Here is an 11,861-nt window from a genome sequence, read left to right as displayed (position 1 = left end):
AATCTCAATCGGTCACGACTCTTGCGTGTTTGAGCGATTCCGGCTTAGTGTCCCCGACCACAGAGCCGCACCCACCACGCGAGGGAGTCGACATGGCGCACGGCAGAGGGCTGAGTCGCCGCACGGTGCTGACGATGGGCGCCGCGCTCTTCATGACGGCCGCCTGCGGGACCGGGTCCGGTTCCGACGGCAAGGTGCGCGTGTGGCACGGCTACACCGACGCGGAGGCCACCGCGCTCGGCAAGCTCGCCGACCGCTGGAACACCACGCACCCGAACCAGCAGGTCGAGCTCGTGTTCAACGGCGGCAACGACAACGCGCTGCAGAAGACGCTGGCGTCGTTCGCCTCCGGCAACCCGCCGGAGGCCGCCTACCAGTACGGCTCCTCGATCACCGGCCTGACCGGCCGTTCGCAGGCCCAGGACCTGACCGACCTGCTGCGCGGCGACGCCGGGTTCGCGTGGGACGACCTGTTCCAGGCCGGGCGGGACGCGTCCACGGTCGACGGCAAGATCTACGGCGTTCCGGCGCTGGTCGACAACCTCTCGCTGGTCTACCACAAGAAGCTGTTCGACGACGCCGGGATCGCGCACCCGACCTCGTCGTGGACGTGGGACGAGTTCCGCGCGGCCGCGCGGAAGCTCACCGCGGACGGCCGGTTCGGCTGGGCGTACGTCAACGACGGCACCGAGGACACGGTCTGGCGCTTCCTCGCCCTGCTCTGGCAGGCGGGCGGTGACCTGCTCTCGGCCGACGGCAAGAAGTCGGCGTTCGCCTCGGACGCGGGGCTTCAGGCGATGCAGCTGTTGAAGGACATGGCCGTCACGGACAAGTCGGTGTACCTGGACGCAGGCGACCAGCAGTACCTGAACCTCTTCAACTCCGGCCGCATCGGCATGCTCTGGACCGGGCCCTGGGACCTCGGCGCGATCAACGACGACGTGGCGTACGGGGTGGAGTTCCTGCCGGGCAAGGTCAGCCACGCGACGATCGCCGGGCCCGACACGTTCGTCGTGTTCGGCGAGAACGGCCGCAAGAACGCCGTGCCGTTCCTGAAGTGGCTGCTGTCGGCGGAGATCCACCTCGAGTTCGCCATGGAGACCGGGCACCTGCCGATCCGGCAGTCCGAGGTGGACCTCGCGGGGTACGCGGAGTTCGAGGCGAAGTACCCCGGTACCAAGGTGTTCGTCGACAACCTGGCGAAGAACGTCACGAAGGCGCGGCCGAACATCCCGCAGTACCCGAAGATCTCGCAGGTGCTGGGCACGGCGGTGCAGTCGGTGCTGCTGGGGCAGGCGGAACCGCGGGCGGCGCTGGACCAGGCGCGCGGTGAGGTCGACCAGGAGCTGGCGGGTTCATGACGGACCTCCTGACCCGGCCCGCGCCGGCCGTCGGCGCGCGGCCGAACCGTTCCCGGAAAGGCGCCGACCACGCCGCCGGCTGGGGTTTCGCGGCGCCGGCCGTGATCCTGATCGGCGTGTTCGGCCTCGTCCCCGTCGTGTGGTCGGCGGTGCTGTCGTTCCAGCACACCGATCTCACGTCGCCCGGCACGTTCGCGGGCGGCGACAACTACGCCAAGCTCGTCGCCGACCCGCTCTTCTGGGACGCGGCCCGCCGCACGCTGGTCTACGTCGTGCTGTTCGTGCCCGTGACACTCGTCCTGGCGCTGCCGATCGCGGTGATGCTCAACCAGAAGATCCGCGGGGTGGTGCTGTACCGGCTCGCGGTGTCCGTTCCCCTGGTGACGTCGACGGTCGCGACCGGGATCATGTTCAGCTGGCTGGCGAACCCGCAGTTCGGGCTGGTCAACGCCGCGCTGGACGCCGTCGGGCTGCCGAAGCAGGGCTTCTTCGCCGACCCCGGCCAGGCGTTGTTCTCCGTGGTCGCGATGACGGTGTGGGGCTGGCTCGGGTTCGCGGTCATCATCTACCTGGCGGCGCTGCAGAACGTGCCGAAGGACCTGATCGAGGCGTCCAGTCTGGACGGTTGCGGCCGCGCCGGGTCGTTCTGGCACGTCGAACTGCCGCTGGTCGCGCCCGCCACCGGGTTCCTGCTGGTGTGGCTCACGATCAACGGGCTGCAGCTCTTCGACGCCGTCTACGTGACGACCAAGGGCGGGCCGCTGCGCGCGACGACCGTGCTCGTCTACCACCTCTACAACGAGGCGTTCGTGAGCTTCGACGGCGGGTACGCGGCGGCGATCGGCTGCGCGGTGTTCCTGGTGATCGGCGCGTTCACCCTCGTCCAGCTGCGGTTCAACCGCCGCACGTCCCACTACGAGGTCCGATGAGAAGGCCCAGCGCGCTGCACCTGATCCTGCTGCCGCTCTCGCTCGTCATGGTGACGCCGCTGGTGTGGATGATCCTCGTGTCGATCTCCACCCAGGAGGAGTCGAGGCGGTTCCCTCCCGGGCTGCCGGGCGGGATCGAGTGGGAGAACTACCTCGCGGCCGTGCGCGACGCACCGCTCGGGTCGTGGCTGGTCAACAGCTTCGTGGTGTCGGTGGTCTGCGTTCTCGGCAACCTGCTGCTCTGCTCGCTGGCCGGGTACGCGTTCGCGCGGATCCCGTTCATCGGGTCGAAAGTCGCGTTCGTGCTGATGTTGGCGACGCTGATGGTGCCGTTCCAGATCGTCATGCTGCCGTTGCTGATCATGATGCGGTCGCTGGGGCTGGTGGACACCCTGGGGGCGTTGATCGCGCCGAACCTGGCGACGGCGTTCGGGGTGTTCCTGATGCGGCAGTTCTTCACGACGTTGCCGCGGGAGCTGGAGGAGGCCGCGCGGATCGACGGCGCTTCTCGCCTGCGGACGTTGGTGCAGGTGCTGCTGCCGTTGATGCGGCCGACGTTGGCGACGCTCGCGGTGCTCACCTTCCTCCAGACCTGGAACGACTTCCTGTGGCCGTTGATCGCGGTGCAGAGCCCCGGCGTGATGACCGTCCAACTAGGACTGCAGTCGTTCCAGGGCGCGCACACCACGAACTGGCCCAAGCTCATGGCCGGCACGGTGCTCAGCCAGCTGCCCGTGCTGCTCGTCTTCTTCTTCGCCCAGCGGTTCTTCGTGCGGTCGGTGGCCGCAGCGGGCATCAAGTGACTGAACAACCAAAGGAATCCGCCATGCACACTCAGCTGCACACCACCGAGGAGATCGCGTCCCAGCCCGCGTGCTGGCGCCGGGCGATCGCACTGGCCGCCGACCCGGACACCGTGGCCGCGCTGCCGTCGCCGGGCGAACGCGTCGCCGTGGTCGGGTGCGGCACGTCGTGGTTCATGGCTCAGGCCTACGCCCGGCTGCGCGAGGACGCGGGCCTGGGCGAGACGGACGCCTTCGCCGCCTCGGAGTTCCCGTTCGGCCGCGGCTACGACCGGGTCGTGGCGTTGACGCGGTCAGGCACGACGACCGAGGTCATCGACGTGGTGCGGCGGCTTTCGGGGGTGCCCACCACGGCGATCGTCGGGACGCCCGGCACGCCGGTCACCTCGCTGGTGGACCACGTGGTGGCGTTGGAGTTCGCCGACGAACGCTCGGTCGTGCAGACCCGGTTCGCCACGACCGCCCTCGTGCTGCTGCGCGCCCACCTCGGCGAACGGCTGGAGCGCGCGGTGCTCGACGCCGAGCAGGCCCTGGCCGAGCCTCTGGGCGCCGACCTCGTGGAACGCAACCAGTTCACGTTCCTCGGGGGTGCGCCGTGGACCACCGGACTCGCTGCCGAGGCCGCGTTGAAGATGCGCGAGGCGTCGCTGTCGTGGGCCGAGTCGTACCCGGCCGCCGAGTACCGGCACGGGCCGATCGCGATCACCGACGAGGGGTCGCTGGTGTGGTCGTTCGGCACGCCGCCGGCCGGGCTGGACCTCGACGTGGCCGCCGCTGGCGGGCGGTGGATCGCGCGTGACCGCGACCCGCTGGCGGAGCTCGTCGCGGTGCACCGGCTGGCCGTGGAGGTCGCTGTGGTGCGCGGGCTCGACCCCGACGCGCCGCGCAACCTCACCCGCTCGGTGATCCTTGACGGCGCGCCGTGAGGGTTTTGACGGTCACGTTGAACGCGGCGCTGGACGTCACGTACCGCGTCGAGGCGCTGGAACCCGGTGCCACGCATCGGGTTTCCGACGTCGCGGTGCGGGCGGGCGGCAAGGGCGTGAACGTGGCTCGGGTGCTGCACGGGCTCGGGGTGTCCGTGGTGGCCTCCGGGTTCGCGGGTGGCGCGGCGGGTGCGCTGCTGTGCGATGACCTGGCCCGGGCCGGGGTGGCGCAGGCGATGTTCCCGGTCGCGGGGGAGACGCGGCGGACGGTGACCGTGGTGGGGACGGGTCAGGCGACGTTGTTCGCCGAGCCGGGACCGGTGGTCACCGCGACCGAGTGGGACGGGTTCGTGCGGCACTTCGCGGAGGCGGACGCCGACGTCGTGGTGTTGTCCGGCTCGTTGCCGCTCGGGGTGCCGGGTGACGCTTACGCGACGCTCGTGCGGGCCTCGCGGGTGCCGGTGGTGCTGGACGCGGACGGACCGGCGCTGGCGGCGGGAGCGGCGGCGGGCCCGGCGGTGATCACGCCGAACCGAGAGGAGCTCGCCGCCGCCATCGCGTCCGGCCGGCGCGAACCCGACTCGGACAGCGTGCTGACTCTCGGGGCCGAAGCCGCACTCGTGTCCGACGGCGCCCAGGGCATGACCGCCTACACCCCTGACGGCACCTGGACCGCGGCCCCGCCCGAGGTCCTCTCCGGCAACCCCACCGGCGCCGGGGACGCCGCCGTCGCCGCCCTCGTCGCCGCCTGGCACCTGCCCTGGCCACAGCGGCTCGCCGAGGCGGTGGCGCTGTCCGCCGCGGCCGTGCGCGCCCCGCTCGCCGGCGACTTCGACCGCTCCTTCTACGACCAGCACCGGGCCGCCATCGTGCCCAGACGACTCTGACGGGGACCACCACCATGCCGTTGATCCAGCTTCGCGAGATCATCGACGGGCCCGCGCCGGTGCCCGCGTTCAACGTGATCCAGGTCGAGCACGCCGAGGCCATCGCCGCCGCCGCCGAACAGACAGGTGCGGCGGTGGTGCTGCAGATCAGCGAGAACGCCGTGCGCTACCACGGATCTCTCAAGCCGATCGGGGTCGCCGCGCTCTCCGTCGCCGCGGCCGCGCGCACGCCGATCGCCGTGCACCTCGACCACGCGACGTCCGAGGACCTGGTGCGGGAGGCGGTGCGGCTCGGGTTCGGGTCGGTCATGTTCGACGCCTCCGCGTTGCCGCACGAGGAGAACGTCGCGCGCACGGCGTCGGTCGTGCGGGAGTGTCACGCGGACGGGGTGGCGGTCGAGGCCGAGCTCGGGGAGATCGGCGGCAAGGACGGGGTGCACGCGCCGGGCGTGCGCACCGATCCGCGGGCCGCGGCGGCGTACGTGGTGGCCACCGGGGTGGATCTGCTCGCGGTGGCGGTCGGGTCGTCGCACGCGATGCTCACCCGCGACGCCGAGCTGGACTTCGAGCTGATCTCGTTGCTGCACAAGGCGGTGCCGGTGCCGTTGGTGCTGCACGGATCGTCCGGGGTGGCGGACGAGAGTCTGGCGGCGGCCGTGCGGGCGGGGATGCGGAAGATCAACATTGCCACGCAGCTCAACAAGCACTTCACCGCGAGCGTGCGGACCGTGCTCGACGACCACCCGTCGCTCGTCGACCCCCGGCGCTACCTCGGCGCCGGTCGTGAGGCCATGTCCGCCGAGGTCGCTCGGCTCATCCGGGTACTGGAAGGCTGATCAATGTTCACCATCGCGTTCGTGGGCGCGGGTTCCGTCGAGTTCACCCGCCAGCTGCTGCGGGACATCCTGTCGTTCCCCGAGCTGGCCGGCTGCACGATCTCGTTGCACGACATCGACTCCGAACGGCTGGAGGTCGCCGAGCAGCTGGCCCGGCTGGCAGGGGCCTCGAACGTCCGCGGCTCGCTGGAGCGGCGGGAGGCGTTGGAGGGCGCGGACGTCGTCGTCAACATGGTCGCGATCGGCGGGCATCGGGCGACGTTGACGGACTTCGACGTGCCGGAGTCGTTCGGGCTGCGGCAGACCATCGGCGACACGCTCGGCATCGGCGGGATCTTCCGGGGGCTGCGCACGTTCCCGTTCCTGGACGGGCTGGCGGCGGACGTGCTCGCCGTGTGCCCCGGCGCGTGGCTGCTCAACTACACCAACCCGATGGCGATGAACATCCAGTACCTGGCGACCGTCGCGCCGCGGCTGAAGGTCGCGGGCCTGTGCCACTCGGTGCACTGGACGATCCACGACCTCAGCGCGCTCGTCGGGGTGCCGCACGAGGAGGTCGACTTCCTCTCCGCCGGGGTGAACCACCAGGCGTGGATCCTGCGGTGGCAGCACGAGGGCCGTGACCTGTACCCGGCGCTGGACGCCGCGATCGCCGCCGATCCCGAGCTGGCCCGGCGCGTGCGCGTCGACATGTACCGCAGGCTCGGCTACTACCCGACGGAGACGAGCGAGCACTCGTCCGAGTACGTGCCGTGGTACCTGAGGCATCAGTCCGAAGTGGAGCGACTGCGGATTCCGGTCCGCGACTACGCGACGATCAGCGCGGAGAACGTTGCCACGTACGAGAAGACGCGGGACGCGTTGGCCGCCGGTGATCCGCCGCCTCCGCTGACGGACGACGCCGTCGAGTACGCGCCGCAGGTGATCCACAGCCTCGTGACCGGGCAGCGGCGGACGATCCAGGTCAACGTCGCGAACGACGGGCTGATCACCAACCTGCCCGCCGGCGCGGCCGTGGAGGTGCCCGCCACGCTCGACCGGCTGGGCGTGCACCCGCACCACGTGGGCTTGCTGCCGCGGCAGTTGGCGGCGGTGAACCGCAGCTTCCTCAACGTGGTCGACCTGACCGTGGCCGCTGCCGTCGAGGGCGATCCCGCGCACGTCCGGCACGCGGCGTTGTGCGATCCGGCGACCGCGGCCGCGTTGACCGCCGGGCAGATCGACGACCTCGTGGCGGCGATGACGGCCGCGCACGGCGACCTGCTGCCGGTCGCGTTGCGGAGTGCGTGATGCTGGACCTCCTCGTCGTCGGGGACGCGAACCCGGACGTGCTGGTCTTCGGTGCGCCGCCTGTCCCTGCCTACGGGCAGGCGGAAACGCTGGTGGAGCAAGGGGTGCTGGCGCTCGGCGGGTCGGCGGCGATCGTCGCGCACGGTGCCGCGCGGCTGGGTCTGCGGGTCGGGCTGGCCGCGATGGTCGGGAGGGACGCGGCAGGAGACTTCGTGCTGGACGAGCTGAAGTCCGCTGGCGTGGACGTCAGCGCGTGCGTCCGGCACGAGTCGTTGCCCACGGCGCTGACCGTGTGCCTCAACCAGTTTGGAGGCGATCGCGCGATCCTGACGGCCACCGGATGTCTGGCGGAGTTCGGGCCGGAGCACGTGCCCGACGTCGAGGCGCGGCACGTGCACGCGGCGTCGTACTTCCTCCAGCCGCGCCTCGCCGCCGGGCTGCCGGAGGTGTTCCGCCGGGCCTCGGGGAGCACGTCGCTCGACACCAACGACGACCCGTCAGGTGCCTGGAGGGTGCAGCCGGAGCTGTGGCGCCACTGCACCTTCGTGCTGCCCAACCGGGCCGAGGCGGTGGCGTTGACCAGGGCCGAGGACCCGTTGGCCGCGTTCGCCGACGTGGGCGCGATCCCGGTCGTCAAGAACGGCGGGGACGGGTGCGAGGCGCTGTTCGGCGGCGAACGGATCACCGCGCGCCCGCCCGTGCTGGAGCCGGTCGACACGGTCGGCGCCGGGGACTCGTTCGACGCGGGCTTCCTGGCGGGGTGGTTGCGTGACTGGGACCTCGCCTCCGCACTGGCCCTGGGCGCGGCGGCGGGCGCGTTGTCGACGCGCGGAGCCGGCGGTACGGCGAGCCAGCCGACGTGGGCCGAAGCCTCGGCGCTGGCGCGTCAGGTCGACATAACGCGCAGGCAGGATGCGTGATTAGGTCGCAAGTTGCCGCAAAGCGAGCAACATTCGTGCGTTATAGTGATCGGATGCGTCAAGAGCAGCGGCTTGCCGCCATCCTGGGCCAGCTCGCGGACACGGGCTCGGTCACCGTCACCGGCCTCGCCGAGACCCTGGACACCTCGGTCGCCTCGATCCGCCGCGACCTCCAGGCGTTGGAGGAGCAGAAGCTGCTCAAGCGGACCCACGGCGGCGCGGTGGCCGTCGAGGTCATCTACGAGCTGCCGCTGCGCTACCGGGTCGGTCAGCAGGAGGAGAAGCGGCAGATCGCCGGCGCGGCCGCTCGGTTCGTGACCGAGGCCGTGCACTCCGTCGGGCTCAACGGCGGCACCACGACCACGGAGCTCGCTCGCCTGCTCGCGACCACCAGGTCGTTGAAGGTCGTCACGAACGCGCTGAACATCGCCTCGGACCTGTGCTCCCGCCCCACGATCGACCTGGTCGTGACGGGTGGCGGCGTGCGGCCGGAGAGCTACGAGCTGGTCGGCCCGATCGCCGACCGAGCCCTCGCGGGCATCAGTCTGGACGTGGTGTTCCTGGGCGTCGACGGCATCGACGCCCGCGCCGGCATCACCACGCACGACGAGGTCGAGGCCCAGACGGACAACTGCCTGCTGCGCACCGCCGCCCGCGTGGTCGTGCTCGCGGACGGCTCCAAGGTGGGCAAGCGGGCCTTCTCCCGCATCGCCGCCATCGCCGACGTGCACGTGCTGATCACCGACTCCTCGGCGAACGCCGAGGAGCTGGACCGGCTGCGCGCGGCGGGCGTCGAGGTCGTCGTCGCCTGAACTACTTCGGGTCGAGCACGAACACCGGGATCTGGCGCTCGGTCTTCGTCTGGTACTCGGCGTAGTTCGGGAACGCCGCCACGGCCCGTTCCCACCACGCGGCGCGCTCGTCACCGTCGACCTCGCGGGCGGTGAAGTCCTTCGGGTCGGCGCCGTCCTGCAGCACGATCTCCGGGTGCGCCTTGATGTTGTGGTACCAGGTCGGGTGCTCCGCCGCGCCGCCCTTGGACGCCACGACCGCGTAGCTCCCGTCGTGCTCGACGCGCATGACCGGCGTGTAGCGGAGCTTGCCGCTCTTCGCGCCGCGCACGGTCAGGAGCACGATCGGCCGCCCGAGGACCTTCACACCCTCGGTCGTCCCGGTCTCCAGGATCGTCTTGGTCTGGTCGTGGACCCACTCGGTCGGGCTGAGCTCTACGTCTGCCATGTCGGTGATCAACGTCTCGGGTCCCGGTCTCATTCCCGGACGACGCCCGCCAACACGGTCGTGACGACTTTCCGCACCTCGTCCGCCGTGACATCACTCGACTCGGTGAACCGCAGGTGCGCGGCGCCGATCAGCGTGGGCGCGAGGGCGCCGATGTCGGCGTCCTGGGCGATCCGGCCCGCGTGCTGCTCGGCCCTCAGGTAGTCCGCGACCAGGGCGGTGGCCTCGCCGACCAGCGGCAGCCGGGAGGTACCGGCCTCCCGCAGCCGGCGGCGCAGCCCGTCGCGGGCGATGACCAGGACGATGATCGCCACCATCACCGGGTCGAAGCCTCTGATCAGGGCATTCGTGAGGTTGTCCGCGACCGTGCCGGACCCCGCGGCGTGCTGCAGCTCGGCGGACTGGGCGCTGACCTGGGAGATCCGGTCGAGGACCAGCTCGGTGAGAAAACCGTCGAAGTCGGTGAAGTGCCGGTGCAGGACGCCCTTGGCCACGCCCGCCTCGGTCGTGACGGACCTGCTGGTCAGCTCGCTCGCGCCGTCCCTGAGCAGGACCCGAGCGGCCGCGTCGAACAGCTGCTGGCGCGCGTCGCGCAACGCCACCCCGGTGGGCACTTCGGTCTCCTCTAGTGGGCGCTTGCCCACTAGAGTGGGCGCATGGTCACTTTACCGCCGCACAGCCACCGCGCGGTGGCGGAGTCGTTCGGCACCGACCCCGCCCGCTACGACCGCACCCGTGCCGCCTACCCGGACGCGGTGCTCGACCGGCTGACCGGCCAGGACGTCCTCGACGTCGGGTGCGGGACCGGCATCGTCGCCCGCCAGCTGCTGGAACGGGGCCGCACGGTCCTCGGCGTCGAGCCGGACCGGCGGATGGCCGAGTTCGCGGCGGGCACCGGCGTCGCCGTCGAGGTGGCGACGTTCGAGGAGTGGGAACCGGCGGGGCGTGTCTTCGACGCCGTCGTCTCCGGGACGGCCTGGCACTGGATCGACCCGGTCGCGGGCGCGCGGAAGGCCGCCCAGGTCTTGCGCCCGGGAGGTGTGCTGTCCCCGTTCGGGCACGTCTACGAACTGCCCGCCGCGGTCGCTTCGGCGCTGGCCGCGGAGTTCCGCCGGCTTCTGCCGGACTCGCCGATGGTGCCCCGAACGTCCATGTTGGACGCGTACGAGGGGCTCTACATCCGGGCTGCCGACGGAATCCGCGCGGCGGGCGGGTTCGAGGAGCCCCAGATCTGGCGGCAAGACTGGGACCGCGCCTACACCCGTGCCGAACTGCTCGACCTCATCCCGACCTCCGGCGGCCTCACCACGCTGGCACCGTCTGATGTGGACTCGTTGCTCACGGCCGTGGGCGCTGTGACCGGCGACACGGTGACGCTGCGGTACGCGACGTGGGGGCTCACGGCTGTCCGTTCGGGCAACCAGACCTGAGGCTGAGGGGGATATCAGGCGATCGTCAGGGGAAACCCTGATGGCATCGTGACCGGATGCGGGCACTCTGTAGTTGTCAGGGAAACCCGCAGTGCTAGGAGAGTCATGACCGAACCCAAGCCCGAGTCCGCCCGATCCGCCGTCGACTCGGTGGTCGACGCCGTTCGCGGCCTGGTCAGCGAGGGCATCAACCGCCGCGTGGTCGTGCGGGACAGCAAGGACGACGTGGTTCTGGAGGTGCCGGTGGCTCTCGGCGTCGTGGCGGCGCTGGCCGCCCCGGTGGCCACGACGATCGGTGCCGGTGTCGCACTGGTGAGCAAGTGCGGCATCAAGCTGGAGAACCGCGAGCAGCCCGCCGCGCAGCCGCCGGCGACCACCGTGGAGTCCGAGCGCATCTGAGTGTGCTGAACCGCCGCGGCCGGAGGGACGACCCTCCGGCCGCGGCGATGTCTCAGGGCACCTGGTCGTGCAGGATCGCGCGGAGCCGCGTCATCTCGTCGACGAGCGTGCGCCCCGCCACCTCCCGTTCCCGCCGCCCGAACCGCGCCTCGGGCGCGCTGACGCTGTAGGCCGCGAGCCCGTCACCTGCCCACGGCATGGGCGCGGCGATCTCCCCGGCGCTGACCGCGTACCCGCGCACCCGGCTGGCCCGCAGGTCGGCGAGCAACGCGTCGGCACCGCCGGGCGGCGCGGGCACCTCCGGATCGTCGAGCAGAGCGCGGACCTCGTCGTCCGCCAGGTGCAGCAGCAGCGCCTTGCCCACGGCGCTTTGAGTGAGCGGGAAGTCGGTGCCGATGCCCGCCTCGACGCTGTCGGGGCGCGGCATCTCCTGCGTACAGGTGCACCGGTTGCCGAGGCGCCAGTAGATCGCGACGGTCTCACCGGTGAGCGCGCGCAGCCGGATGAGACTGGTCTGCGTCTGGGCGACGAGGGCGTCGCGGTGCAGCATCACCCCCGCCAGCCGGAGGATCTCCGGGCCGGGCCCGTAGGCACGGGTCGTGCGGTGGAAGACGAGGAAGTTCTCCGCCTCCAACGCGCGCAGCAGCCGGTACGCCGTGGGCAGGGAGTAGCCGAACAGGTCGGCGACCTCGGGCCCGGTGAGCGTGGGCCGCTCGGCGGTGAAGGCGTGCAGGATCGACAGGGCCCGGAACACGCTCTGGGTGCCGCTCACCGCGGGCTCGTCGGTCACGCGCTTCTCCGCCACGCGCCGATTCTGGCCGGGTGACCTCGTGCGTGCGAC

Annotated in this window: 14 protein-coding genes; 11 read left to right on the top strand and 3 right to left on the bottom strand. The window is 71.3% G+C overall.

The window, feature by feature from the left end; genetic code table 11:
- Positions 1-92 precede the first annotated feature (92 nt).
- Genes ACQEU1_RS07575 through ACQEU1_RS07535 form a run of 9 tightly spaced genes read left to right on the top strand, consistent with a single transcriptional unit; the run spans position 93 to position 8,764 of the window.
- Entirely contained in the window at positions 93-1,361 is a 1,269-nt protein-coding gene (locus ACQEU1_RS07575; protein ID WP_433197686.1) for an ABC transporter substrate-binding protein, read from the top strand.
- Complete coding sequence (locus ACQEU1_RS07570) at positions 1,358-2,290, top strand: carbohydrate ABC transporter permease (RefSeq protein WP_433197684.1); 933 nt, start codon at positions 1,358-1,360, stop codon at positions 2,288-2,290. The genes ACQEU1_RS07575 and ACQEU1_RS07570 overlap by 4 nt, the downstream gene beginning before the upstream one ends.
- A complete protein-coding gene (locus tag ACQEU1_RS07565) occupies positions 2,287-3,093 on the top strand; it encodes a carbohydrate ABC transporter permease (RefSeq protein WP_433197682.1) in 807 nt (268 codons plus the stop codon). The genes ACQEU1_RS07570 and ACQEU1_RS07565 overlap by 4 nt, the downstream gene beginning before the upstream one ends.
- Positions 3,094-3,116: 23 nt before the next feature.
- Positions 3,117-4,019 (top strand): SIS domain-containing protein, encoded by a 903-nt coding sequence (locus tag ACQEU1_RS07560; RefSeq protein ID WP_433197680.1) that lies wholly within the window; start codon positions 3,117-3,119, stop codon positions 4,017-4,019.
- Positions 4,016-4,906: a 1-phosphofructokinase family hexose kinase gene (locus ACQEU1_RS07555; RefSeq protein WP_433197678.1), complete on the top strand. Its 891-nt coding sequence runs from the start codon at positions 4,016-4,018 to the stop codon at positions 4,904-4,906. Before ACQEU1_RS07560 ends, ACQEU1_RS07555 begins: the two co-directional genes overlap by 4 nt.
- A gap of 14 nt (positions 4,907-4,920) precedes the next feature.
- On the top strand, positions 4,921-5,742 hold the full coding sequence (locus tag ACQEU1_RS07550; protein WP_433197676.1) for a class II fructose-bisphosphate aldolase: 822 nt from the start codon (positions 4,921-4,923) through the stop codon (positions 5,740-5,742).
- A gap of 3 nt (positions 5,743-5,745) precedes the next feature.
- The gene (locus ACQEU1_RS07545) at positions 5,746-7,032 is read left to right on the top strand and encodes an alpha-glucosidase/alpha-galactosidase (protein ID WP_433197674.1); all 1,287 of its coding nucleotides are present in this window, start codon (positions 5,746-5,748) and stop codon (positions 7,030-7,032) included.
- Positions 7,032-7,952 (top strand): carbohydrate kinase family protein, encoded by a 921-nt coding sequence (locus ACQEU1_RS07540; protein ID WP_433197672.1) that lies wholly within the window; start codon positions 7,032-7,034, stop codon positions 7,950-7,952. The genes ACQEU1_RS07545 and ACQEU1_RS07540 overlap by 1 nt, the downstream gene beginning before the upstream one ends.
- A gap of 53 nt (positions 7,953-8,005) precedes the next feature.
- A complete protein-coding gene (locus tag ACQEU1_RS07535; RefSeq protein WP_433197670.1) occupies positions 8,006-8,764 on the top strand; it encodes a DeoR/GlpR family DNA-binding transcription regulator in 759 nt (252 codons plus the stop codon).
- A 1-nt stretch (position 8,765) separates the two neighbouring features.
- Here ACQEU1_RS07535 and ACQEU1_RS07530 read toward each other — a convergent pair whose 3' ends face one another.
- The gene (locus ACQEU1_RS07530; RefSeq protein ID WP_433197668.1) at positions 8,766-9,191 is read right to left on the bottom strand and encodes a nitroreductase family deazaflavin-dependent oxidoreductase; all 426 of its coding nucleotides are present in this window, start codon (positions 9,189-9,191) and stop codon (positions 8,766-8,768) included.
- 29 nt (positions 9,192-9,220) lie between these two features.
- The gene (locus tag ACQEU1_RS07525; protein ID WP_433197666.1) at positions 9,221-9,805 is read right to left on the bottom strand and encodes a TetR family transcriptional regulator; all 585 of its coding nucleotides are present in this window, start codon (positions 9,803-9,805) and stop codon (positions 9,221-9,223) included.
- Positions 9,806-9,847: 42 nt separating this feature from the next.
- Between ACQEU1_RS07525 and ACQEU1_RS07520 the strand changes: the two genes are divergently transcribed.
- Together ACQEU1_RS07520 and ACQEU1_RS07515 are read left to right on the top strand one after the other, a co-directional pair.
- Positions 9,848-10,621: a class I SAM-dependent methyltransferase gene (locus tag ACQEU1_RS07520; RefSeq protein WP_433197664.1), complete on the top strand. Its 774-nt coding sequence runs from the start codon at positions 9,848-9,850 to the stop codon at positions 10,619-10,621.
- 105 nt (positions 10,622-10,726) lie between these two features.
- Positions 10,727-11,020 (top strand): DUF4342 domain-containing protein, encoded by a 294-nt coding sequence (locus tag ACQEU1_RS07515; RefSeq protein WP_433197662.1) that lies wholly within the window; start codon positions 10,727-10,729, stop codon positions 11,018-11,020.
- Between the two features lie 52 nt (positions 11,021-11,072).
- Here ACQEU1_RS07515 and ACQEU1_RS07510 read toward each other — a convergent pair whose 3' ends face one another.
- Positions 11,073-11,825, bottom strand: coding sequence for an IclR family transcriptional regulator (locus ACQEU1_RS07510; RefSeq protein WP_433197660.1), 753 nt, complete (start codon positions 11,823-11,825; stop codon positions 11,073-11,075).
- Between the last annotated feature and the right edge of the window lie 36 nt (positions 11,826-11,861).

It is taken from the genome of Lentzea sp. CA-135723 (assembly GCF_050936595.1).
Taxonomy (GTDB): domain Bacteria; phylum Actinomycetota; class Actinomycetes; order Mycobacteriales; family Pseudonocardiaceae; genus Lentzea.
Note: the sequence above shows the minus strand (reverse complement) of the source record. Positions and strands in the feature narration are given on the sequence as shown.